Origin of the sequence: Sporosarcina limicola (assembly GCF_014873855.1) — a bacterium.
Taxonomy (GTDB): Bacteria; Bacillota; Bacilli; order Bacillales_A; family Planococcaceae; genus Sporosarcina; species Sporosarcina limicola.
On record NZ_JADBEL010000005.1, the window covers coordinates 1 to 25,246 of the forward strand.

23 protein-coding genes, 1 other RNA gene, 1 pseudogene and 1 other annotated feature are annotated in these 25,246 nt (G+C 40.2%); of the genes and pseudogenes, 16 read left to right on the forward strand and 9 right to left on the reverse strand.

From position 1 onward, the window contains the following. Positions 1-176: 176 nt before the first annotated feature. Both H4683_RS06130 and H4683_RS06135 read left to right on the forward strand, forming a co-directional pair. A complete protein-coding gene (locus H4683_RS06130) occupies positions 177-2,243 on the forward strand; it encodes a catalase (protein WP_192597969.1) in 2,067 nt (688 codons plus the stop codon). A 100-nt stretch (positions 2,244-2,343) separates the two neighbouring features. Next, the gene (locus H4683_RS06135; protein WP_192597970.1) at positions 2,344-3,129 is read left to right on the forward strand and encodes an HAD family hydrolase; all 786 of its coding nucleotides are present in this window, start codon (positions 2,344-2,346) and stop codon (positions 3,127-3,129) included. 45 nt (positions 3,130-3,174) lie between these two features. Here H4683_RS06135 and H4683_RS06140 read toward each other — a convergent pair whose 3' ends face one another. The 3 genes from H4683_RS06140 to H4683_RS06150 are packed head-to-tail and all read right to left on the reverse strand — an operon-like array spanning position 3,175 to position 6,101. After that, entirely contained in the window at positions 3,175-3,318 is a 144-nt protein-coding gene (locus H4683_RS06140; RefSeq protein ID WP_192597971.1) for a hypothetical protein, read from the reverse strand. A gap of 35 nt (positions 3,319-3,353) precedes the next feature. Next, positions 3,354-4,940: a phosphoglycerate dehydrogenase gene (serA, locus tag H4683_RS06145; RefSeq protein WP_192597972.1), complete on the reverse strand. Its 1,587-nt coding sequence runs from the start codon at positions 4,938-4,940 to the stop codon at positions 3,354-3,356. Next, entirely contained in the window at positions 4,941-6,101 is a 1,161-nt protein-coding gene (locus H4683_RS06150) for a pyridoxal-phosphate-dependent aminotransferase family protein (RefSeq protein ID WP_192597973.1), read from the reverse strand. A 55-nt stretch (positions 6,102-6,156) separates the two neighbouring features. Beyond that, positions 6,157-6,385 (reverse strand) — a binding site (T-box leader). 183 nt (positions 6,386-6,568) lie between these two features. Here H4683_RS06150 and H4683_RS06155 point away from each other — a divergent pair. From H4683_RS06155 to H4683_RS06180, 6 genes are all read left to right on the forward strand, one after another. Then, positions 6,569-8,614, forward strand: a complete 2,046-nt coding sequence (locus tag H4683_RS06155) for a prolyl oligopeptidase family serine peptidase (protein ID WP_192597974.1) — start codon at positions 6,569-6,571, stop codon at positions 8,612-8,614. 36 nt (positions 8,615-8,650) lie between these two features. Continuing rightward, positions 8,651-9,361, forward strand: a complete 711-nt coding sequence (locus tag H4683_RS06160; protein WP_338062406.1) for a GNAT family N-acetyltransferase — start codon at positions 8,651-8,653, stop codon at positions 9,359-9,361. Positions 9,362-9,568: 207 nt separating this feature from the next. Further along, a complete protein-coding gene (locus H4683_RS06165) occupies positions 9,569-9,931 on the forward strand; it encodes a cupin domain-containing protein (protein ID WP_192597975.1) in 363 nt (120 codons plus the stop codon). A gap of 61 nt (positions 9,932-9,992) precedes the next feature. Beyond that, the gene (locus tag H4683_RS06170; protein ID WP_192597976.1) at positions 9,993-10,148 is read left to right on the forward strand and encodes a hypothetical protein; all 156 of its coding nucleotides are present in this window, start codon (positions 9,993-9,995) and stop codon (positions 10,146-10,148) included. A gap of 48 nt (positions 10,149-10,196) precedes the next feature. Continuing rightward, positions 10,197-11,087 carry a PhzF family phenazine biosynthesis isomerase gene (locus H4683_RS06175; protein WP_192597977.1) on the forward strand — a complete coding sequence of 297 codons (891 nt, stop codon included), beginning with the start codon at positions 10,197-10,199 and terminating at the stop codon, positions 11,085-11,087. Between the two features lie 54 nt (positions 11,088-11,141). After that, the gene (locus H4683_RS06180) at positions 11,142-11,579 is read left to right on the forward strand and encodes a GNAT family N-acetyltransferase (protein ID WP_192597978.1); all 438 of its coding nucleotides are present in this window, start codon (positions 11,142-11,144) and stop codon (positions 11,577-11,579) included. Between the two features lie 167 nt (positions 11,580-11,746). Here H4683_RS06180 and H4683_RS06185 read toward each other — a convergent pair whose 3' ends face one another. Together H4683_RS06185 and H4683_RS06190 are read right to left on the reverse strand one after the other, a co-directional pair. After that, entirely contained in the window at positions 11,747-12,040 is a 294-nt protein-coding gene (locus tag H4683_RS06185; protein ID WP_192597979.1) for a hypothetical protein, read from the reverse strand. 54 nt (positions 12,041-12,094) lie between these two features. Further along, positions 12,095-12,310 (reverse strand): annotated as a pseudogene (locus H4683_RS06190) (IS1595 family transposase); the annotation flags it as partial. 221 nt (positions 12,311-12,531) lie between these two features. Between H4683_RS06190 and H4683_RS06195 the strand changes: the two are divergent. The 4 genes from H4683_RS06195 to H4683_RS06210 all read left to right on the forward strand — a co-directional run bounded on the left by H4683_RS06195 (position 12,532) and on the right by H4683_RS06210 (position 17,926). Next, positions 12,532-13,119 carry a histidine phosphatase family protein gene (locus H4683_RS06195; RefSeq protein ID WP_192597980.1) on the forward strand — a complete coding sequence of 196 codons (588 nt, stop codon included), beginning with the start codon at positions 12,532-12,534 and terminating at the stop codon, positions 13,117-13,119. Positions 13,120-13,482: 363 nt separating this feature from the next. Further along, positions 13,483-14,871: a TldD/PmbA family protein gene (locus H4683_RS06200; RefSeq protein WP_192597981.1), complete on the forward strand. Its 1,389-nt coding sequence runs from the start codon at positions 13,483-13,485 to the stop codon at positions 14,869-14,871. A 3-nt stretch (positions 14,872-14,874) separates the two neighbouring features. Then, positions 14,875-16,218: a TldD/PmbA family protein gene (locus tag H4683_RS06205; protein ID WP_192597982.1), complete on the forward strand. Its 1,344-nt coding sequence runs from the start codon at positions 14,875-14,877 to the stop codon at positions 16,216-16,218. 271 nt (positions 16,219-16,489) lie between these two features. Further along, the gene (locus H4683_RS06210; protein ID WP_420826546.1) at positions 16,490-17,926 is read left to right on the forward strand and encodes a DEAD/DEAH box helicase; all 1,437 of its coding nucleotides are present in this window, start codon (positions 16,490-16,492) and stop codon (positions 17,924-17,926) included. A 42-nt stretch (positions 17,927-17,968) separates the two neighbouring features. Here H4683_RS06210 and H4683_RS06215 read toward each other — a convergent pair whose 3' ends face one another. Beyond that, the gene (locus H4683_RS06215) at positions 17,969-18,946 is read right to left on the reverse strand and encodes a M23 family metallopeptidase (RefSeq protein ID WP_192597984.1); all 978 of its coding nucleotides are present in this window, start codon (positions 18,944-18,946) and stop codon (positions 17,969-17,971) included. A gap of 339 nt (positions 18,947-19,285) precedes the next feature. Between H4683_RS06215 and H4683_RS06220 the strand changes: the two genes are divergently transcribed. Continuing rightward, positions 19,286-19,603, forward strand: coding sequence for a thioredoxin domain-containing protein (locus tag H4683_RS06220; RefSeq protein ID WP_192597985.1), 318 nt, complete (start codon positions 19,286-19,288; stop codon positions 19,601-19,603). A gap of 20 nt (positions 19,604-19,623) precedes the next feature. Further along, entirely contained in the window at positions 19,624-20,328 is a 705-nt protein-coding gene (locus H4683_RS06225) for a gamma-glutamyl-gamma-aminobutyrate hydrolase family protein (protein ID WP_192597986.1), read from the forward strand. Between the two features lie 338 nt (positions 20,329-20,666). Here H4683_RS06225 and H4683_RS06230 read toward each other — a convergent pair whose 3' ends face one another. Beyond that, positions 20,667-21,236, reverse strand: coding sequence for an SLOG family protein (locus tag H4683_RS06230; protein ID WP_192598150.1), 570 nt, complete (start codon positions 21,234-21,236; stop codon positions 20,667-20,669). Between the two features lie 290 nt (positions 21,237-21,526). Continuing rightward, positions 21,527-21,721: non-coding RNA, 6S RNA (ssrS, locus tag H4683_RS06235), on the reverse strand. A 135-nt stretch (positions 21,722-21,856) separates the two neighbouring features. Here ssrS and H4683_RS06240 point away from each other — a divergent pair. Next, complete coding sequence (locus H4683_RS06240) at positions 21,857-23,608, forward strand: methyl-accepting chemotaxis protein (RefSeq protein WP_192597987.1); 1,752 nt, start codon at positions 21,857-21,859, stop codon at positions 23,606-23,608. Positions 23,609-23,656: 48 nt separating this feature from the next. On the opposite strand, the gene H4683_RS06245 is transcribed toward H4683_RS06240, so the two are convergent. After that, positions 23,657-23,926 (reverse strand): AbrB/MazE/SpoVT family DNA-binding domain-containing protein, encoded by a 270-nt coding sequence (locus tag H4683_RS06245; RefSeq protein WP_192597988.1) that lies wholly within the window; start codon positions 23,924-23,926, stop codon positions 23,657-23,659. 331 nt (positions 23,927-24,257) lie between these two features. On the opposite strand from H4683_RS06245, the gene H4683_RS06250 reads away from it, so the two are divergent. Further along, complete coding sequence (locus H4683_RS06250; RefSeq protein WP_192597989.1) at positions 24,258-25,130, forward strand: YitT family protein; 873 nt, start codon at positions 24,258-24,260, stop codon at positions 25,128-25,130. Positions 25,131-25,246: the final 116 nt, after the last annotated feature.

The following is a 25,246-nucleotide window of genomic DNA, read 5'->3' on the forward strand; positions in this document are numbered from 1 at the left end:
CGATACTTAAAAGGTTGAACCGCCGTATACCGAACGGTACGTACGGTGGTGTGAGAGGTCGGCTGATCAAATAATGATTAGCCTCCTACTCGATTGTACCGCCCATCCGCTTTATTGCATATAATAAGGATGTGAAAGTATGTCGATTATATTTTGGGGAAATGAAAGGGGATTGAGTGGATAATTCTACAGGGAATGAAAAGCATATAGTAGAAGAGAACAGTAAGGATCAGCAGTTGGCACAGTTTCGTGTGAATAATTATGGAACAAAGATGACGACGAATCAGTCGGTGAAAGTTTCAGAAGATGAACAATCGTTGAAGGCAGGTATACGAGGTCCGACGTTGTTAGAGGATTTTCATTTCCGTGAGAAAATTACTCATTTCGATCATGAGCGTATTCCTGAGCGTGTTGTTCATGCACGAGGCTATGCAGCGCACGGTGAATTCGAATTGTATGAATCAATGAAGGAATTTACCAAAGCGGGATTTTTACAGCAAGCGGGATCGAAAACACCAGTGTTCACGAGATTTTCAAATGTCGTAGGGAGCCGTGGGTCTGTAGATACAGCAAGAGATGTGCGAGGATTTGCTGTTAAATTTTATACAGAGGAAGGGAACTACGATCTTGTAGGCAATAATATTCCTGTTTTCTTCATACAAGATGCGATTAAGTTTCCTGATCTTATCCACGCGATACAGCCGGAACCGCATAATGAAATGCCTCAAGCTGCTTCTGCACATGATACATTTTGGGATTTTGTAGCGAATAATCAGGAATCGGCACATATGGTCATGTGGCAAATGTCAGATCGGGCTATACCGAAAAATTTCCGGATGATGGAAGGGTTTGGTGTTCATACATTCCGCTTCGTTAATGCCGAAGGTAAAGCCCATTTTGTGAAATTTCATTGGAAACCTGCGCTCGGTATACATTCACTCGTATGGGATGAAGCCCAAAAAATTGCAGGGAAAGATTCGGATTACCAACGACGAGACCTATGGGAGTCAATCGAACACGGAAACTTTGCGGAATTCGAACTGGGTGTACAGATGATTGAAGAGAAAGATGAATTCATGTTCGATTTTGATATTCTTGACGCAACGAAAATCTGGCCTGAAGAGGTCGTTCCTGTGAAAATATTTGGGAAAATGACATTGAATCGCAATGTTGACAACGTGTTTGCAGAAACAGAGCAAGTTGCATTCCATCCGGGGAATGTCGTTTCTGGAATCGATTTCACGAATGATCCGCTTCTTCAAGGAAGGCTGTTTTCTTATTTAGATACACAGCTGATTCGTCTTGGTGGTCCAAACTTTACCGAGATACCTATTAACCGCGCTGTTTGCCCATTTCATAATAACCAGCGTAATGGCTTTAGCCGCCAGCGAATTGATGTCGGGCAAGTCAGTTATCATAAAAACTCCCTTGCGAATAATACACCTTCAACATCCACCGCAGCGGAAGGCGGATTCGTCCACTACGCAGAGAAAGTTGAAGGTCGCATCATCCAGGCACGTAGTGATTCATTCAAAGATCATTTCTCCCAAGCAAGACTTTTCTGGAATAGTATGACACTTCCAGAAAAACAACATATTACAGAAGCATTCATCTTTGAGGTAGGGAAAGTGCAAAGTAAGAGTGTGAGGCAACAAGTTGTCGACATGTTCGTCCATGTTGATAAGGCGATGGCGACGACAATTGCCGATGCTGTCGGGGTTGATCGACCAACAGGTGAGCAATCGACTGTTACCGCCTCATCTCCAGCGCTCAGTCAAGCGAACACGATAAGAGTTCCGCAAACATTAAAAGTGGGCGTATTAATTGGTAACGGATTCAACGGGGCAGAGGTGAAAGCAACTGTTAAAACATTCAGAGATAATGGAATTACCGTTGATATTGTTGGGGAGAGATTAGGATGGATCCAAGGTTCAGATGGACTTAGGGTAATGGTTAATGAATCGTTTGTCACAACAGATTCTGTGTTGTTCGATTCGATTTATGTTGTTGGAGGAACAGCTGTTAATCAAGCGAAATTCGATAGTGATATCGTGTCCTTCATTAATCAAGCGTTCATGCATTATAAACCAATCGGGATAGCGACGACTGGTGAATCGTTCTTTAAAGCCTCAAATGCAACGGCGGGTCCAGGGATTGTTTTTGCGGAAGGAAATCCGAGTTTTGACCAAATATTTGTGAAAGCAATTGCGCAGCAACGCTTTTGGAATCGTGAAATCTATTGAGACATGCCAGGCACCAACTCAATTCGGAATTAGTCGAATTACGCTGATGTCTGGCACTTTTTATTCGTGTATACTTAAGCTAAAAGGAGATGTTTGTTTTATGATAAAGGCAATTATTTTCGATTTGGATGATACGTTGCTATGGGATAATAAAAGTGTAGCAACTGCATTTAAAATGACTTGTAAACATGCTGTAAATACATATGATTTGGATCCGACGTCACTTGAAGAAGCTGTCAGATTAGAGGCAAGAGAACTTTACGCGTCATATGAAACGTATGCATACACGCAAATGATTGGCATTAACCCGTTTGAAGGGTTATGGGGAACCTTTGACGATGAAGGAGAATCTTTTCAAAAAATGAAGGAAATCGTACCAAGCTATCGTCAGGAAGCGTGGACAAGAGGCCTCAATAGAATTGGGATTGAAGACGCTAAACTGGGGGGGGAGTTAGCGGAATTGTTCCCACAAGAGCGAAAGAGACGTCCATTCGTTTACGAGGAAACATTTTCAGTGCTTGATAAGCTGAAGGGGAATTATAAACTTGTTCTATTAACAAATGGTTCAACAAGTTTGCAACATACGAAACTTGAAATCACACCTGAAATTTCACCTTACTTTGATCATATTATCATTTCAGGAGCTTTTGGAAAAGGGAAGCCAGAGCCGACGATTTTTGAACATGTACTAGCACTTAATGATGTAACCGCAGATGAAGCGCTTATGGTAGGCGATAATTTAATGACGGATATTCTGGGCTCTTCTCGAGTTGGAATGAGATCTGTCTGGATTAATCGAGAGCAGAAAGAGCGAAGCGGAGAAATTATTCCGACATATGAAATCGATAATCTTGAAATGCTTTTTCCAATCTTACAGAAACTATAAGAAAGAGAGGCGTTCCGGTGATAAGTTCACTAGACGCCTCTTTTTTTATAGGATAAGTGTTGAGGCCATTACAATCCGCACAACGCAGCGACCAATCTTCCGCTTAAGCGACCGATTCGCCCATCGAAGCGACCATTCTCTCAATGAAGCGACCAATTCGCCCATCGAAGCGACCAATCTCTCAATCAAGCGACCGATTCACATGTCGAAGCGACCAATCCCACTTACAAATCAATCACTTTGACATCATAGATATCCGTAAGCTCTTTCAACCGATTTACCTCCGAAGTCTCCACATGATTATCCACGCTCAACATCATGATAGCATCCCCACCGGAGGCTGATCTACCCACTTGCATTGTCGCAATATTGACATTTTCCTGTGCCAACAATGTACCGACGCGACCGATTGCTCCAGGCTGGTCCCAATGTCTGATGAACAGTAAATGTCCTTCCGGAACTACGTCCACCACATAATCATCCACTTTCACAATACGTGGTCCTAATCCGTTGAGTAAAGTACCCGCAACACGTCTTGCGCCTTTTTCAGTGACTATTTCCACCGTAATTAAATTCAAAAAACCTTTTGTCGTTGTTGTTTTATGTTCATTAACTTTGATGCCAAAACGGTCTGCCAGTAACTTTGCATTGACATCATTGACATGACTGCCAAGATTGCGTTTCAACAATCCCTTTACTGTATTGCGTGTGAGTGGGCGCACATCAAAGTTCGCTAGGTCTCCCGCATAATGGATATTGATTTCTTCGATCACCGCGTTTTGCAAGCGAGATAAGAACACACCCATTTTTTCCGCCAAATCGAAGAATGGAGCAATCTTCGCCAATACTTCATTTGAAACAGAGGGTAGGTTTACAGGATTGCGAACAGCTTTTCCACTAAAGAAGTTGACGACATCGATACTCACATCGACGGCTACGCTTTGTTGGGCTTCATACGTACTTGCTCCTAAATGTGGTGTTGCGATGACTTCTGGAAGGGTCAACAGCTTATGGCCGACAAATGGCTCTTCTTCAAATACATCAAGTGCGGCTCCAGCAACTTTCTTTGAGATGATTGCATCATATAATGCCTCTTCATCGATGATACCACCGCGTGCGCAGTTAATGATTCGCACGCCAGCCTTCATCAAATCGAACGCTTCTTTATTGATCATATGGCGTGTTTCCTTTAATAGAGGTGTGTGGACAGTGATGAAATCTGCTGCTTTTAACACATCCTCAACTGTTCCAAAATCGATGCCCATTTTCTTCGCTTTTTCTTCTGTCAAGAATGGGTCATACGCAATGACGTTCATGCGCTGCCCCTTTGCACGGTGAGCCACTTCTGCTCCAATTCTTCCAAGACCTACTACACCAAGTGTTTTGTTTTTCAACTCGACGCCGATGAAAGATTTACGGTCCCATTGTCCATTTTTCAATGAAGTGAATGCTTGCGGAATTTTTCTCGCAAGTGCCATGAGCATTGCCATCGTATGCTCTGCAGCAGAGTTCGTATTGCCGTCGGGTGCGTTGACGACAATGATGCCGTGCTCGGTCGCTGCATCTAAATCGATATTATCCACACCGACTCCGGCACGTCCAATAATTTTCAGGTTCGTTGCTTTTTCAATGATTTCACGTGTTACTTGCGTCTGGCTTCGGACAAGCAATGCATCATATGCCCCGATTTTAGAAGCCAACTCGGCAGTAGTACTTTCCGTGTCGATGACGATATTTAACCCTTCAGCCTGTCTTAATGGATAAATTCCTTCTTCGCTTAGCGGATCGCTAATTAAGATGTTGAAAGCCATTTATACCAGCACTCCTTGGTTGAGATAAATTTGTTGTGCAGCTGCGGTTCCTTTACCTAACTCGATATTTTTTCCAATCTTCATCAAACCAATTTCCATTGCGCTAATGGTTTGCAACACATCTGCGGGTGAGCAATAGCCCATATGACCAATTCGGACTATTTTACCGCTTAAATGTTGTTGGCCGCCTGCGACAGAAAGGCCAAATTCTTTTTTAATTACTTTGCGAAATGCTTCTGCATCGAAATCATTTGGTTGAACAGCGGTAACGGTAGGAGAGGCATCTGCATCGCTCGTCAATAAAGGGATTTCCAATGCTTTAAAAGCGGCCCGTGTCATATTCATCATTAACGTATGTCTTTCATAAACCTGTTCCAAACCTTCCTCTGCCATTAGATTAAGTACTTGTTCCAACCCGAAAAGGAGGGACAATGCAGGTGTGAAGGGAGTCGTATCCTTCAGTAAATTGTCCCGATATTTTGCCAAATCCAAATAGTAACGGGGACGTTCGTTGTTTTCAATAATTTCCCATGCGCGTTCACTTGCTGCGATGAATGTCAGTCCCGCTGGAAGCATGAACGCCTTTTGAGAACCTGTCACCATGACATCGATTCCCCATTCATCCATTTTTGTTTCGACTCCAGCCACACAGGATACGCCGTCGACGATGATGAGCGCATCGGATACTTCACGAACAGCTTCCGCAAGTTTGTTTATGGGATTCAGAACGCCTGTTGATGTTTCACAATATGTAGAGAACACGGCTTTTATTTTTGGATGTGTTTGTACGTATTGTTTGATTTCTGTAGGATTTAAGGCTGTTCCCCATTCGACATCTAATCGGTGCGTGTGGATGTTGTATGCTTCACAAATTTTGGAGAAACGGTCGCCAAATGCGCCAGTGACAATGACTAATACTTCATCGTCAGGTTGAACTGTATTCACGACGGCTGCTTCCAAACCAGCTGTCCCACTGCCTGTAATGATTGCAACTTCTTGTGTTGTGCCAAAAACACGTTTAAGTCCAGGGCCAATATTTTTCAGCATAGCCGAAGTCTCTTGCCCCCGATGGCCAATCATCGGTTGACTCATTGCTCGCTGGACACTTGGCGGGATAGGACTCGGACCTGGGATTCTCAATAACTGTTGATCTGGTAACATTTTCATTCTCCTCTCGATTTTTGAATACAAAAAAAGCCCTTCTCCCCTTACGAATGTAAGGGGCGAAAAGCTGAATTACTCACGCGGTACCACCCTTTTTTACTGCCAAAGAATACCGGCAGTCTGGTTAGCATGCTTAACGGGCATGTGTCGTATAGGCCTACTAAATTGGTTCAGCCTATCTATTCAGAAGTGCTACTTTATTTTGAAATCACTGATTCTCACCAACCATCAGCTCTCTTAAGATCTCGTCACATAAAGTGTATCTCCATCACAATAGTTAGAAGCGTTATGGAATTAGGACTAATCATAACAAAAGAAAATAGAATGTCAACTATTAAATTCTTATATTTCTACATAATTATTCATGAGCGGGGGAAGAGTAATAATTTCTGTGCCTAGCACACAATTAATTATACGAATAGTGTGGTAAAATATGTTGGTAGAGAATGTAAGGAGGAATTTAATTGAGCATAACAACAAAAGTTGAAACAGTTATTGAAAATTTTCACGGAACAGAGGTGCAAGATCCGTATCGTTGGTTGGAAAACCCGGGTGCTAACGAAGTGAAAGATTGGGTGGATGAGCAAAATGAAACGACTCAAAAGTTTTTAGCGATGTATTCAGAACGTGCAGAGGTGAAAGAAAGATTAACAAAATCCTGGAATTACCCTAAATACTCTGTACCACAAAAAGAAGGGGCCTATTACTATTTTTATAAAAACGATGGACTCCAAAATCAAGCTGTATTTTATCGGAATAAGGAGTTAAATACGTCTGAACTTGAAGTAGTTATCAATCCGAACACCTTGAACGAGGAAGGAACCGCTGCGATTACGAATCTGACTTTTACGAAGGATGGGGATCGTTTAGCTTACGGTATTTCTTTGAACGGGAGTGATTGGCAGGAGATAAAGATTCGTGATTTGAAAACTGGCCAGGATGAAACTGACGTTGTGAAATGGTGTAAATTCAGTAGTATTGCTTGGAATGAAGAGGGTACAGGATTTTACTATAACCGCTTTCCTGAACCAGGGACTGTGGATCCTGAAGACGAAAGTAATTTCAACAAGGTTTATTGGCATACAGTTGGAACAGTACAAGAAGAGGATGTTTTAGTGTATGAAGACGCGGGGGATAAAGAACTATCTTTCAGTCCATCACTATCAGATGATTATCGTTATTTGATTTTAACAGTATGGAAAGGTACTGAAAACAAGAGCCGTATTTATTATAAAGATATTAAAAATGATGGAGAATTTGTTTATTTACTTGCGGCTGATGATGGGGAGTATTCATTTATCGGGAATGAAGGTACGCTATTTTATTTCACAACGAGTCATGATGCGCCGAAGCGAAAAGTCATTGCTGTTACTTTGGAAAACCCGGAGCAAGAACAGTGGATAGATGTTATTCCAGAGCAGGAAGATGTCCTGTCGTTCGTGAAGATTATCAACAATCAATTTGTAATCTGCTATTTGCATAACGCCCACTATAAACTTGCTATCTATGGCCTAGATGGGATATACCAACGTGAAATTCCATTGCCAGATTATATTTCAATAGTAGGGGTAACAGGGAAAAAGTCAGCAACAACAATGTTTATAGAGTATACATCATACTTGGTGCCAACTACAATTGCCGGTTATGACTTTGAAAAAGCTGAGCTTACGCCGGTATTTAAAGGTTCAGAGTTAGTTGGAACGGAAAATTTTGAAACGACGCAAGTGTTCTATCCTTCCAAAGATGGGACGCGTATTCCGATGTTCCTAACGCATAAAAAAGGCTTGGAATTGAATGGGGAAAATCCTGTTCTATTATATGGTTATGGCGGTTTCAATGTGAGTTTGACACCAGCATTCTCTCCATCTCAGCGTTTGTGGATTGAGGCGGGCGGCGTGTATGTGGTTGCGAATTTACGTGGAGGCGGAGAATTTGGGGAAGAGTGGTACAAAGCGGGTACATTGGAAAGTAAGCAAAATGTTTTTGACGACTTTATTGCCGCGGCGGAATGGTTGATTGAACAGAATTATACGAACAGCAAGAAGCTCGCGATTATGGGTGGAAGTAATGGCGGTTTACTTGTTGCGGCATGTATTACGCAGCGACCTGAGCTATATGGGGCGGCACTTTGTCTCGTGCCGGTTACGGATATGTTGCGCTATCACAAGTTTACTGTAGGTCGTTACTGGGTGACCGATTTTGGAAATGCAGAAACCAACCCGGAAGATTTCAAGTTTATGTATGCTTATTCGCCGCTTCATAATGTAAAAGCTGGAGTGGAATATCCACCAACATTGGTGACGACAGCTGATACAGATGACCGTGTTGTTCCGTTACATGCTATGAAATTTGCTGCGACTTTGCAGGCGGCGCAACAAGGAGACAATCCGATTCTTCTTCGTGTGGAGAAAAATGCAGGGCACGGACTAGGGAAGCCGACTGTGAAAATTATCGATGAGCAGACGGATATGTATTCGTTCTTGTTTAAGACATTGGAAGTTAAGATCTGATTTTTTGCCAATCACCGGTAATGTTGAAGTTAGTCGGTGATTGGTATTCTATTTAAGGAGGGGAAAGAGCTGGTTCCAGATAATGAATTAATGGAAATGCAAACTGAGGTTTTATTTAAAACTGATAGTTTAGGGAGAATTACAGAAATAAATGAACCGTCGAACTTACCTGCACCTTTATTTTTCCTTGGTCGTACCAAACAGGGCAATAGAATACATTTTAATACATATTTTCCCGAATCTTATAAAAATAAAATAATAGAAGTTATTAACCAAGATCAAACTACTATTAATTTGGCGAAGTTAATAGGGATTTTAAATAAAGTAAAGACAATCAGTAACTTGTGGGTAGGGCCTGCTTATGTCTTTCCTGAAAACTTCATGATGACTTCTAATGCAGTTAAAATTACAAATGAAAATAAGGAATTACTAGAAATCGGATTCCCTAATCTTTTAGAGCAATTTAAATGGAGACAACCCTTTTTTGCCATCATAAAAGATGGTAGAGCTGTGTCTGTATGTTGTAGTGCAAGAAAAAGTACAAAAGCTGCTGAGGCAAGTGTGGAAACGATGGAAGCATATCAAGGACAGGGCTATGGTACGGAAACTGTTATTGCTTGGGCAAATCAAGTACGAAAAGAAGGATTGCTTGCTCTTTACAGTACAGCTTGGGACAATTTCTCTTCACAGGCAATCGCGAAGAAATTAAATCTTTACAGTTACGGCATAGACCTGCATATAAGTTGAAGGTTCTAGAGGTACAACTTCGAAGGTAGCCACGACCGATTAATATGGAGTGCCGTATGTGATGAAAGTGGCTCGTACGGTGTGGAGGATGGGAAGAGAGAAGCGACATTTCAAAGTCTTACCTATTCCCATTAATAAGAAAACGTAGAGGAAGATAATGTAATTTTGTCGAAATCTCTTTTTGTGTTTTCTACGAGGAGGTTCATAATGGAAATTTATGGATTTGATAAAGAGGTTGGTACACATATCTCTAAATTTAACTCGGATTTCATAATATCTCGTATAATTAAGACTACTATGCCAGCTCATATAGGATGTATGCACTTAGAAGCAAGTGGTATTATTGGCTATCATCAAGCTGTTGTCCCCCAATTAGTAGTTATTGTAAATGGAGAAGGTTGGGTTCGAGGAGAAGGGGATACGAATATTTTTGTTAAGAAAGGTGATGTAGTTTTTTGGAAGAAGGGCGAATGGCACGAAACTACAACCGATATGGGTTTAACTGCTATTGTTATTGAAAGTGAGGAGTTAAACCCTTCTTCTCTAATGACATTAAAAGTTAATAATTAAAATGCGCATTTCTTTAACCTTTTTGGCGTTTTACATGATCAGCTGGGAGGGGTTGATTCGGATGTGTGAAACATTTTTGATTGCACGACATATGGGTGTACGGGGTACAGCTATTTTAAAAATAGATAGAGGCAAAGCGATTCAGGTACTTAGAGACAACCGTGGCGTTGATTTTCAGTTAGCTGTGTTAGGTGGGGTTTGTTCCTACTATGGATAAGAGGATTTTCTGACAACCCCAAAATAGGACTGATGGGAGAAATGAAAAGTGAAATCGATAAATGTTTACCATTATGATGCATTTAGTAAAGAACCAAACAAAGGGAATCCAGCGGGAGTAGTTTTAAACGGAGATGATCTAACAGATACGGAAATGCAAGAAATAGCTTTCAAGGTAGGTTTCAATGAGACTGTCTTTCCGGTTAAATCGGATGTAGCCGACCTTAAAATACGTTATTTTACACCGGGACACGAAATGGATTTATGTGGGCATGGAACAATGGCCACCCTTTCCGCCTTAAAGTCTATGGAGTTATTAAGTGCGAAAAGTGAATTGACAATTGAAACAAAAGTAGGCGTTTTACCAATACGTATAGAGACAATAGCGGATGAATTTTCCATAACGATGAAGCAGGCTTCACCACGGTTTGAAGAATTTACTGGTTCATCTGAAGAATTGGCCCATTCGATGGGACTTGAAATAGATGATGTAGATTCTACTTTACCGATTGTCTATGGAAGTACAGGTGCATGGACATTGTTAGTTCCGATTAAGAAACTAAGTTCTTTTAGTAGAATGAAACCTACTAATAAATTGTTCCCAACTATTTTAAAAGAAATGCCCAAAGCATCTGTACATCCTTTTTGTTTGGAAACATATGATGTAAATGCACATATGCATGCTCGCCACTTTTCATCACCTTATTCAGGTACAATTGAAGACCCAGTTACAGGAACTGCTTCAGGTGTAATGGGGGCTTATTATGCGAAATATATAAATAGTAATTTTGAAAAAAATCTAAATCTTATAGTTGAGCAAGGGCATGAAATTGAAAAAAATGGTCGAGTACTGGTTAGCGTTTCTAAAAATAAAGTTAGTTATGATGTAGAGATAACAGGAAACGCAGTGTATGTAAAAGAGTTTGACGTTGTTTATTAATATGTGGAGATATAGTGACACTCTCTTCAATTAAGAACTAATGGGGGATTAATAATGGTAAATTCAGCAGAGAAAATTTTAGAATTAACAACAACGGAACAATGGAAAGAAGCCTTCCCAGTTATGCATCAGCTTCGTATCGATTTAGCGGAAGAGGCGTACCTTGATTTACTTAATGAGATGAAAAAAGAAGGATATCGTCTTTTTGCATTATTTGCTGAAGATCAGATTGTAGCCTTAGCTGGTTTAATCATCAGGGTGAATTTGTATAGTGAACGCCATGTATATTTATATGATTTGGTAACAGATGCATCTCACCGTTCTCTTGGATATGGTGAAAAACTATTAGATTATATTCATAACTGGGCAAGAGAAAATGGAGCGGGATATGTGGCTTTAGAATCGGCAACCCATAGAATAGATGCCCATAGATTCTACGAAGATAAATTTAATTATGATAAATGGTGTTTCTCATTCAGGAAAAAGTTGTGATCTAGTTGTTTAAATTTGAAATAAAGTGCCCCAAAATGATTCGAATTAGAATCGTTTTGGAGCACTTTATTTACTTTTATGATGAATTAGTCCAAGCCGTCTTATAGTTCTTTCTTTATTTCTTTTGTTCAGTAAGACGTATTCTACTCTCTAATAATTCAAATTCTTTATCCTTGCCACATTGCACATACGAAAACACTCCAAAGAGTTGTCGGTATTCCTAGTAGTAAGATAATACAATACAATGAGATTTCCATTTTCAACAGTTGATTTGAAGCCTTTTTTGCGTAGATGAAAGCCGTCACAAACATAACAATACTTAAAATTGTTAGTATATCTACGTAATAGACTGGTGAAACTGCCCAAAAATTATCATTCAAAAAGTAAGCGAACCATTGGGCGAATACACCGAATATAGTTGCTGAAAAAAGTAATCCACCAAACACTAGCCCATGCTTCATTAACTGCACTCCTTCGATAAAATCTTCTACCTATATTGTTAAACAATTGCATTTCTAATAATAGTACGTTCTTAATGAGTAATAAGTTTCATTAATTAGATATAAATAGCTTTTAACTATCATTTTACTTATAGAATCCACAGCGCTTCTATGTTTCACAATATCAGGGAATTGAAACCATCTCAAATAATTGCCGAGATATTTTGTTGACACACCACTAAAATGTTGAATCCAGCCTTTCAAACGGCTGTGATAGTTATTTATATTCCTTTTTCTTATATCAAATAAAACAAAAAAGAAAAAGGAGATGCTTTATTTATGGTATTATCACCGTCGCTAATTGAATTTTCACTTATATTATCAGTTATCGATAATGTTGAATGGAGTTAGTGACTAATGTTTTATTTCCACACAAGAAGATATGGTGTAATTTTCATATAATTGTTGTGGCATTATAAAAAATTCACTTTAGAAGATTGGAGAGAAGCTATTTGGAAATCTTGTTAATCAGACATGGGGAGTCAGAAGCAGATATATTAAATGTACACGAAGGAAGAGCAGATTTTCCCTTAACAGCGAAAGGGCGTAATCAAGTGCATTTAATGGCTGCAAGAGTGAAAAATGAATTTCCACCTGAAATTATTTGGGCTAGCACCCTTCAAAGAGTAAGTGAAACTGCGTCGGTACTTGCAGAAAAAGTCGGTTGTCCAATCCATTTTGAAGAAGAATTAATGGAATATAATAATGGTATCCTAGCCGGTCTATCTTTCAAGGAAGCAAAAAAATATCCTAATCCAAAATACCTTCATGAGAGAATCGAAGGAGGGGAATCTCATATTGAGTTCAGAATGCGAATAGAATCCATCTTCTCAAAGATTCTATCTTCTGCTCAGTATAATAGAATTGCAATTGTTGCTCATGGTGGGGTTATAAATTGTCTTCTCCGTTCATTTTTTCACATGCCAGTTACTAAGGACTTTTATTTTAAAAATGGCGATACGGGTATTAGTTATATTGAAATAACGGAGCAAGATAAAGTTGTTCATTTTTTGAATAGCATAGCTCATTTATCAAAATAAGAATTTCAGGAGGGTGCTTTATGGAAAAATCAATAACTGTAGTTTTACTTATTGTGAGCTTTGTACTTACTTCCTAAAGGATATACCGAATGAATTCAAATGACAAAGAGCTTAAGTACCTCGAGTCTTTGCATGAATCAACTTCTATTGAACTTATTGGATTTCAACAAACCCTCTTCATTAGAAATTCAGAATTCTAACGAATAAGTGTGAAAAGTAAAGATGGGGTGTAGTCTACGGATAGCTCCTGTCATATTTCTTCTTGTTATACTCTAATTATCTGAAAATACTACATTACTTTTGTAAACGCTTTTATTGTGTAAACTATTCGTTATAATAAGGTAGTGAAGGGGGAATGGGAATATGATCAAACAATCAATTATTGAAAATGTATTGGAAGCCGCACTTTCCACAGGGGGCGATTTCTCCGAAGTGTTCATTGAAGACAAATTTACAAACATGATGGAGTTGCAGGGAGGAAAGATAGAAAAAAGTATATCCGGTCGTGACTTCGGTATCGGTATCCGCATCTTTTCCGGACTTCAAAGCATTTACACGTATACGACCGATTTCACGGAAGAAGGATTAGTTAATGCGGCGAAACGTGCAGCACTCGCCATCAAAGGTGGAGGTAGCGGGACGATTCATCCGCTCCGGAAAGAAACATTTCCTACAATTCATAAAATTTCTCAAATGCCGCAAACGGTAGAACATGCACGAAAAGCAGCGGTCATGAAAAAGGCCAATGAAATCGCAAGAAATTATGATGCACGGATCAAGCAAGCTGAACTTCGCTATATTGATGAAGAACAGAATGTGCTCATTGCGAACTCCGAAGGCAAATTCGTTGAAGACACACGTGTTCATAGCAGGCTCTCAATTCAAGCGACAGCTTCCGACGGAATTGAAATGCAAACAGGATTCTATGCACCGGCTGCACATGCTGGTTTTGAATTTATCGAAAACCTGGACCTCAATCATTATGCAGGTGAAGCAGCGCGTATTGCAGTAACGATGCTCGAAGCGGATGAATGTCCAAGCGGGAAGTTCCAGGTCATTATCGACAATAAATTCGGTGGGGTTATTTTCCACGAAGCTTGTGGTCACGGGCTTGAAGCGACCGCTGTTGCGAAAAATAACTCCGTTTTTGCGAACCGCATCGGTGAAAAAGTGGCGTCAGATATCGTCACTTACATCGATGATGGAACGCTGCCGAACGAATGGGGATCCCTCAATGTTGACGATGAGGGTGAAAAAACGCGAAAAAATGTCCTGATTGAAAATGGGATTTTAAAAGGCTATCTTATTGATAAATTTAATGCACGACGCATGAATGCGGAAACAACCGGTTCTTCTCGCCGTGAGTCGTACCGCTATAGCCCGACATCGCGCATGACGAACACATACATTGCTCTGGGTAAATCGACGCCGGAAGAAATCATCGCATCGACAGAACGTGGTATTTACGCGAGATATATGGGTGGTGGCCAAGTCAATCCGGCAACTGGCGATTACAACTTCGCCGTGGCGGAGGCCTACCTGGTGAAAGACGGTAAAATTGACCGTCCAGTACGAGGCGCGACATTAATTGGTAACGGTGCAAAAACGCTACAGCTCGTAGACATGGTGGGTAATAATCTCGCACACGGCGCGGGAATGTGTGGAGCAATGAGTGGAAGTTTGCCTGTCAACGTCGGCCAGCCTATGATTCGCGTCAGTGAAATTACCGTCGGCGGGACGAAGGGGGAATAATTGATGACTATCAACGAATTTCAAAAGAAACTATTAGCCGAAGCAATGGAAACTGGTTTCAAAGAAGCTGAAGTTTATTATGAGAAGTCCGAATCATTCCGCGTCATGATTTTCAAAGGGGAAATCGATAGTTACGAGACATCTGAGGAAGGCGGTCTCGGTTTTCGTGGTCTCTACAACGGGAAAATGGGCTATGCTTATACGGAAAAAATCGAAGAATCCTCGATTGCATTTTTGATTGACAGCGCAAAAGCGAATGCGGATGTACTTGATGAAGACGACGGAACGGATATTTTTGAAGGCAGTGAAATTTACGCAGGGCATGACTTCTATAGCGAAGAGCTTGCGCAAGTGTCTATCCTTGAGAAAATAGAACTAATCAAGTCAATTGAAAGGAAAGTCTTTGCGTATGATTCGCGTATTATCACACTCGACTATTGCATGCTGCAAGACTTTTCTGAAGAGCGTGTTATGGCGAATAACAAAAGTCTTTCATTGAATGAAAAACAAAATGGTCTCATTATCTATATTTCCGCTGTTGTTAAAGATGGAGAAGAAATGAAAACAGGAAGATTTGGTAAAATGACCCGTAATTTCGCTGAGCTTGATGCCGACGCAATTGCGAAAGAAGTGGCGGAAGAAGCGTTGTCAAATCTTGGGGAACAGTCAATTCCAACACGGAAATATCCAATCATCATGCGTCATGATGCATCCGCGTCGTTACTTGCCGCGTTCACGCCGATCTTTTCGGCTGAAAATACGCAAATGGGTCAGTCGTTACTAAAAGGGAAAGTTGGGGAGAAGATTGCCGCCGATACATTCACGCTGCTTGATGATCCATCCCATCCAGACGCAATTGCCGGTTCAAATTTTGACGGTGAAGGTGTAGCAACTAAAAAACGTGCAATCGTCTCATGTGGAACACTCGAAACGCTACTCCATAATCGGAAAACGGCAAAAAAAGATGGTGTTGAAACGACGGGACATGCACATAAGTCTTCATATAAAAGCACACTCACAATTGCTCCACTGAATATGTATATCGCTCCAGGTAACAGGAGCAAGGAAGACTTGATAGCATCCATGGAAGAAGGCGTATTCATCACAGACTTATCCGGCCTTCATTCCGGAGCCAGCACGGTCTCAGGTGACTTTTCAATCGCAGCAACAGGCTTCCATATTAAAGACGGCAAAATTGCATCAGCTGTCAAGCAGATGACAATTGCAGGCAACTTTTTCGATTATTTAAAAGACATCGAAGAGGCGGGATCAGACCTGAAGTTCATGCCAGGCGGTTACGGATCACCATCGTTAGTAGTGAAAGAGCTTTCTGTTACAGTAGATTAAATCGAGTGGCATCCTTCCATATGAAGGGTGTCATTTTTAGTTCTGTTGCGCTTAACAAGTAAACATATAGTCCAAGAGGTATCTTTGGTTTTCACGCTAACGTTTCTTCAATCCGTTTGGCGAATCAACTTCTAACGAACAAGAGTAAAACGTAAAGATGAAGCGCAGTCTACGGACAGCACTTCATCTTTTTTGTAGTGCTAATAATCTCAAAACTGACGAATCGTAGCCTGTCATGAGATAATGCAATTAGAATGTGAGGTTGGTTAGAATGTTATTTCGAGATTTTCGATTAAGTGATGAAATTACACGGGCGCTAGATGGACTTGGTTATTCTGCCCCGACAGAAGTGCAGGAGAAAGTAATCCCAGCAGCATTGGAACGGCATGATTTGGCCGTTAAATCGCAGACGGGGAGCGGAAAGACCGCGGCATTTGGCATTCCGATTTGTGAAATGGTGAAGTGGGAAGAGAATAAACCACAGGCACTTATTTTAACACCGACACGCGAGCTTGCCGACCAAGTGAAGGAAGACATTACGAACATCGGCCGTTTCAAGCGGATTAAAGCTGCCGCTATATACGGAAAACACCCATTTAATTATCAAAAGGAAGAACTGAAGCAAAAATGCCATGTTGTTGTCGGGACGCCGGGGCGCGTAATGGATCATATTGAACGTGGCACACTTGTTTTGGATCAGATTGAATACCTGGTTCTCGATGAAGCCGATGAAATGCTTAATATGGGATTCATCGATCAAGTCGAAGCGATTATCAATAAATTGCCGAAACAAAGAGTGACGATGCTATTTTCTGCTACGCTTTCGAAAAATATTGAACAGCTATGCCGTAAATATATGAAGGACCCAAAACATGTTGAAATCGCATCCACCGTCACACTAACGGATCAAATTGACCACTCGCTTATCGTAGTGAAAGAGCAGCAGAAATTTGGGTTGTTGCGAGATGTGACAGTTGTTGAAAATCCGGATAGTTGTATCATTTTCTGCCGCACGAAAGATCAGGTAGATAGCGTCAATGAACAGTTGGAAAAACTTGATTATACAAGCGATAAATTGCATGGTGGCATGATGCAGGAAGATCGCTTTGCCGTCATGGATGAATTCAAGCGTGGGGAATTTCGTTATTTAGTGGCGACAGACGTTGCGGCGCGCGGGATTGATATTGACAGTATCACCCACGTCATCAATTACGATATACCGTTAGAAAAAGAAAGCTATGTGCACCGAGCAGGCCGAACAGGACGAGCGGGTAAAAAAGGGAAAGCGATTTCGTTCGTCACACCTAACGAAGATAAGTTCCTCGAGGAAATCGAAGCCTATATTGGATTTGAGATTCAACAACGCAATGCGCCATCTCGGCAATCGGTTGATGTAGCAATGGATGAATTCATAAAAAAACTTGAAAGCATTCCTAAGCTAAAAAAGAATAAAAATGAGATCGTAAATAAAGATATACTAAAGTTGTATTTCAATGGCGGCAAAAAGAAAAAGCTACGAGCCTTTGATTTTGTCGGCACAATTACAAGCATTCCAGGCGTTACCGCAGAAGATATCGGCATCATCAAAATCCAGGATACTGTCACATATATCGATATCCTAAATGGCAAAGGCAAACTGGTTCTGAATGAAATGAAAACGAAAACAGTCAAAGGGAAGTTATTGAAAGTGCATATAGCGAATAAATAAGGTCCAGGTACCGATTCAATTCAGAGTCGGTACCTGGTACTTTTAATTTTTCCTATCTCGTTCCCGTTCCCAAAGCCTTAGGGAAGGATACGGATCGAAAGCCCACTCTGTTCGTCCGTCATACTTGTACATGCCGAAATGGAGATGTGGGGGAAATCGTCCGGAGGTTCCTTCTTTACCGTAACCGGAACTGCCAACATAGCCGATAATGGCTCCCGGCTCAACGATATCACCTTCTTTAATGCCTTTATTGAAATAAGCCAAATGGGCAAAATAGTGATAGGTGTTATGATTATCCCGGATTCCGATACGCCAGCCTCCATATTCATTCCACCCCATAATTTCGATGACTCCGTAAGAGGTTGCTAATACGGGAACTCCGTAGCCGGCAAAAAGATCAGTTCCTTCATGTATTCTTCGACCGCCCCAGCCTCTGTTGGCACCCCAAGTTCCTTTGTAACTGTAGTTGTTTTGGGCGGAAATAGGGAAAGCATGTGTATCCAAATCCAGTGTTTCGAAGTGCTCATACAGTTTGGCGATCGACAAAATTTGTTTAACAGTATCTTCGCGTTTGTAATAATCCCATAAGGCCAATTTAAAATTCTCTTCAGTAGGGCCATAGCCACTTAAATAAGTTGCCATTGTGAAAAGTACATCTTCATCATCGGCCAGATTGGCAAAGCCGTCTCCGTTTCCGTCCAGTCCTCGACCATCAAAAAATGTAATCGATTCGGGAAAAGTATCTTCTTTTTGCGGATTAAGAGCTCCCGACCAGTATTCCTTGGAAAATTGAATGGCAACCAAGCCATCCTTTTTCGGAATATCCTTACGCACTTGTTGGATATTACTTTCAAATTGATCGATGGCGGCTAAGTAATACCAAGGGACATCCAAATTCTCGAATTTTAAATAATAAGCCATTCGTACTTCTTTGGTAGGTGGCTCTTTAGCTGAAACGACAGAGAAGAAAAGCAAGGATAATATGATTAAATAAGTGGGTAATAAAAACCAGTGACGCATAGTAAAACCTCCTTTTCATACGACAATTAGCATTCCCAAATTGGAGTTTTTCATTACAGTTTGAAAATCATTAATAATTCACAGAAAGTATGAACGATTAGCTCTTTAAATGTTACAATTAAAATATAGATTCTCGATTGAATTAATTAGATATAAGAGGTGATTATAGGATGATGAAAAGCGGATCGGAAACAGAGTTGTGCAATCACTTCGGAAATCCAAATTTAGAAAACACTTGAATTAGTTAAAAGGAAGCGTTTCAATTTGGAATTCCATGTTGAAAAGCGTAAGGAAGTCTAACAAGTAAAGTGATGAGTACATTAATAGGAGTGAATTGAAGTGGAGAAACTAAAATCAATCGAACAATACGATAAGCTGAAAAATGAGGAGCGGACAATTTTCATGTTTTCCGCAGACTGGTGCCCGGATTGCAGAGTGATTGAGCCGATATTGCCAAGGATTGAAGCGGACTATCCGGAATATAATTTTCTCTATGTAGATCGTGATGAGTTCATTGACTTATGCGGAGAGTTGGATATCTTTGGTATACCGAGTTTTATCGCTTTTCATAACGGTGTTGAAGCAGGAAGATTTGTGAGCAAAGATCGCAAGTCACAAGAAGAGATTGAAAAATTCATAGATGGACTTTCAGTTTAAGTGAAGTAGGGGGATAAATAATGAAACCAGTAATTGGGATTACAACAGATGTTGATAGAGAAAATAGGCACGAATTACCCAATGCCTATATACAGGCGGTCATCCATGCAGGTGGATTGCCATTAATCATTCCAATCGGGATTGAGGAAGATGCCATCCAAATGTTAGGGATAATTGATGGACTCTTATTATCTGGTGGAAATGATATCAATCCGATGTTGTTTGATGAAGAACCGCACGTTCATCTTGGAGAAGTTTCTCCAGGCAGGGATTCATGCGAACTTGAACTCGCACGTCAAATGCTTCAATTAGATAAACCAATCCTCGGAATTTGTAGGGGGCTTCAAATCCTAAACGTCGCTGGTGGCGGAAGCTTGTATCAGGATATTTATAATCAGCTTGATGGACCGATTCTTCAGCATAGTCAAAAGGCGCCTAGAGCCCATCTATCCCATTTTGTCCAATTAGAAAAAGGGAGTATCCTCGAGTCTATCGCAGGAAGTGAACAGCTGAAAGTGAACTCGTTTCATCATCAAGCAGTGAAAGATGTACCAACAAAATTCAAAGTTACGGGTGTTGCGAATGATGGAGTTATAGAGGCAGTCGAAGGTACGGGGAAACAATTTGTTCTTGGTGTGCAGTGGCATCCTGAACAATTAGCTGTACAAGGAGATACAGTCTCTCAGCAGATTTTTAGAAATTTCATCGAAGCATGTACTAAGTGATCAATTGGAAAAGGGATGTTCTCATTTGAGAACATCCCTTTGATTTATTAAGGTAACTGTTAAGTTTTGATGTCAATTTTTCATCCCGACTAGTCGGGGAATAATTTCCGATGAAAGTGTTAACTTTCGGTGCCGCGGTCATTGTTCCACTGGGTGCTTTCTAACTTAAGCAACGCAAACCCTACCTTCTTTTGCGTCCTTGCGACCCTTTAGTCGCGCCAGTGTGAATAAGTATTCTCAAAAACAGTACGTAGAATGCCATATGTTCAAGTCATTAAAGTTACCTTAGTTGTTAACTAGTACATTATTCCATAGATATAGCATTATGTCAAGGGAATTCATTCGGGCATCTGAAAAGAGGCAGCCCATTGTTCTTCTTCCATGATGGCTTGCAAATCATCCGCAGTGATTGTCAGCACTTGATAATCGGAATTCTCAGCATAGCGTTCGGCCGCTTTCTTCACGAATTTAGGGGAGCCTTCATTCTCTTCGTCATAAACAATTAGAATACCGTCCGAATTACGCATGAAAAACTTATCTTTTTCAATAAATTGCCAAGGAGCTTCATACGGTTTTTTCGTTAGACTAATCTGATAATCCGCTTTGGCAACAATAGAATGATAGTTTTCCTTCCTAGTGTCATTCCAATTTTTCTCTTGGTCGAGAAAAGGAGTAATCACTGCATATTTTAATTGAGGATATTCTTTTTTCAATTCAATCACCACTTCAGCGGCCCATGTTTCAACACCCAACTGCCCGCTTAGGATAACCCATTCCAATCCTTCATCGAGCAATGTCGACAGACGTTTATTTAATGCCTTTTTAATGAATTGGATGCCAGGATGTTGTTCATCGAAAATGCCTAGCTCATGCTGCTTATAACCTGTAATCACCAATCTCTTTAGAATTGTATTCGCCTCCAGTTGCTTACAGTAAAAAAATAATCTATATGGGGATTTGGTTTGGATGTATTGTAAAATGAATGTCCAATCGCGGGATGAAATTAAGGTTGAGTTATTCATGAAAGTGAATACCCCGATTTGGTTGTCTAACTTTACTATAACCTATTCTGATGGCGGAATTTTTCCTTTCGCGATTTATCTCTAGGCTAAGACATTTATAGTTTCCTATGTAACAAAAAAGCACCACCCAATTAAGGATGATGCTAGTCTGTAAACCCTGTAGTGCCAACGGTTTAAATTCAGCCGCCTTTGCCGTATCAGATCGTAGAAAGTTTTAAACCACCACTTCTCCAAGTGGGTGTTCGCAGAAACGGTCCTGTATGTCTTAGTTAATAAATTGAACTAAGCTTGCCATTCCAGTTTCTATATAAAACTCCCTGTTACAGTATAAAGGTTAAAACTTAATTACAATACGTACAATGCAGCCTATAGAATCATTTTACATCATCCATTACTTATAATCAAATGAAAAGATTGGAAAATGAAAGAAAGATATTAATAATGAACTCTATGTTGAAAGCTGCAACAAGCTGACGATATAGAAGATAGAGAGAGGGGCGTAATCAATGAACTCTTCGAAGTTAGGTAGACGAATAGTGCTGTACCTTATTAGCATGATTGTCATTCTTGTTGTTGCGTTTTCAATTCTTTTGTATTTGAATACCACATCTACAGTAAATAAATCGGTTGGAAGCCAAGCGATTAATACAGCTACAAATCTGGCAGCGCTACTGGATGCAGAAAAATACAAAAGATTGAGTGAAAACCCTGAGGAATCGGATTTATATTGGGAATTACGTGAAGAACTAAATGAATTACGTTTGAAAAATGGTGTGATGTATGCATATACGTACGCGATTCCTGAACAAGATGATCCAATCACTTTTTTAGTCGACGGGATGCCAATAGATAATATTGAAGGGGTAGCTCCTATAGGTGATATTTCTTTAGTAACCCATTATAAAGATGTGGAGAGAGTTCTTGAAGGTGAAGGTCATCATACAAATTTGCTTGAGGACGATACTTACGGTCAATTCTTGTCGTCATTTGTCCCTTTATTTGATTCGAAAGGAGAAGTTGTTGCAATTGTCGGTGTGGATATCGCAGCAACACAAATTCAACAAATAAAAAATACGATATTATGGACTACGTTGCCGATTTCACTGGTTATTATACTACTCATCAGTTTCATTTCACTTTTTGCTGTTTATTGGTTTATCAAATCATCTACTCAACCTTTGACAACCCTGAAAGAAGGAACAGCTCTTTTTGCAGTAGGTGATATTATCGGAGCAGAATCGATATTAGCAACTATCGATAACAAGCATGATAATGAAATATCGGATTTTGCAAGTGCTTTTTTACAATCGCTATTCCGATTAAAAGATACGTTTTTGAATCTTAATAAGTCCTCAAAATACATGGAAGATGTCGTTGGATCAATTGGACAAGCGATGCACTCTGTCCGTGCATTAAATGATTCGATGATTGAAAGTATTATGCAGATTGCATCTGGAAGTAAGGACCAAAAAGTGAACAACAATGAGGTCGTTAATGCAATGGAAGAGATGACGATTGGCATCCAACGTATTGCAGATTCGTCGAATACCGTCGCTGTATCATCAAATGAAATGACTTCCCTTGTTGAGTCGAGTGTTCATGAGGCGAGAGGGGTTGTCTCACAAATACAACAAGTCGAAACATCTGTCTTGGCTACGGGAGCCCATGTTAAAGATTTGGGCGAAAAATACAAATCGATTGGAAATATGGTAGAAGTTATCACAAATATTGCAGATCAGACAAATCTTCTTGCATTAAATGCGGCAATCGAAGCGGCACGGGCAGGTGAATCGGGCAAAGGGTTTGCGGTTGTTGCAGGTGAAGTTCGAAAGCTTGCCGAATTATCACGGAATTCGGCAGAAGAGATTCGGAGTCATTTGAAACAGTTTGAGGAAGTCACGTTGCAAGCATTGAAAGAGATGGAAACAAGCTCGGGTCAAGTAAGAAGTGGTACTCAAGCAGTTAAAATTATCGGAGAAAATCTTGAACGCGTTCTTGAAACGGTCTTGCGTGTCAATGATGAAATCCAGGATGTGTCAACCGTGACCGAACAAATGTCGGCTAGTTCGGAAGAGGTGCTTGCTTCGACAGAGTATATGAACGGGATTATGGATGACAATGTTTCGAGGACAAACCAAGTAGCCGAAGTGTCAGATGAACAAGTGAAGTTTGTTGATGCGCTCGAGAAAACGATTGAGCAGTTACAAGGGTCTACCCGAAATATGACGGAGTCCATTAATCATTTCAGAGTTCGATAGGAAAATGTGCAAAAAAAGAGGTCACGATTTCCGTGGCCTCTTGTTGACTCAGTTATTGTTCATGATTTCATCTAACAGTATTTCAGCACCGCGTGGGCTTAAATACATACCGTTTGAATAAATCTTATTGTCTGGTGTGATTTCGCCTGTTACGATACAAGCCTCATTGACTGTGTATTTACGTAAGATTATTTTATCTTCTTCCACAAAAATTTCCATAGGAGAACCTGTGTCCAGTTGTAATGTATTTCTTAATTCTTTTGGAATTACGATTCTACCTAGTTGATCAACTTTTCTTACTATACCTAAACTTCGCATAGTACTCTCCTTTAAATAGTATTTTTTGTTAGCATACTTTCCTATTATACTATAAAAAATGAATAAAGCCAAAAAAATGATTCATTATAAAAGAAAATATGAGTTTTTATGATTTTTATTGCATAATTAGTTTTTGCTGAGATGAAGTTAAAGGTTAGCCAATAATAATTATTTGTGCTATTCATTTGAATTTGTGGTTATATTGACGCTTAAGTAACCTGATTACTTGTATTAATATACTATCACTTTATCTAATTCAGAAAATAAAAAATTCCATGATGTAACCTTATTTTTGATAGAATGAATAGGGTGAAAGAGAGGAATCATTTAAATGGCTATACAAAATTTAAAAAAGACGCTCGTATTTGAATATATACAAATCATCTTGGGTGCAGCATTGGTCGGTCTGGCATTCAATATTTTTCTGTTGCCTTCCAGAATTGCGGCTGGTGGTATTTCAGGGATCAGTACGATTTTATATGAACTGTATCAGTTTAACCCTGCTTATGTCCAGTTGTTCATCAATATCCCTCTACTAATATTGGGTGTAATTGTTGCCGGTAAAGATTTCAGTATGAAAACGTTAGTAGGTACAATTTCTGTCCCGACTGTCATCTGGTTGACAGCGGATATAGACCTTCATATTGAAAATCCGTTATTAGCGGCTATTTACGGAGGAATCATGATTGGTGTAGGCTTAGGTATTGTTTATCGTGGGAATGGATCAACCGGCGGCACGGCTTTGATTGCACAATTGGTTAAGAAATTCACAGGATTGTCCAGTGGATTCTCACAGTTGCTTGTAGATGGATTAGTCGTTGTCACGTCCGCGTTGGTCTTTGACTTTGAGCTTGCGTTATATGCGTTGATGGCCATTTATGTGACGAGTAAAGTGATTGACTTTGTTCAGTTGCAGACGTCTCCGACCAAACTGGTGCTCATCATTACGGATAAGGAAGAGGAAGTCCAAGCAATCATTACGAATGAAATAAATCGGGGCTCAACGAAAATCAAAACAATGGGCGGTTACTCCAATCAGGAGAAGACCATGATTCTATGTGTCGTGGAACAATCGGAGGCAGTTTACTTCAAAAAGCTCCTTCAAGCACAGGAACCGACATCATTTGTTATCTTCTTGAATGCATCGGAGATTCTCGGCCGCGGATTTTCCAGGGCGCAATTTGATGAAGAAGATTTAAAATAGTATGAAATAAAGTGACTCGTAGCTATTTAAACAGCTGCGGGTCACTTTTGCTATCTGTAAAAACAGGGTTATGCTGCCTGTCTGTCGAATTAGAATGTATATAACAATCTAATAAC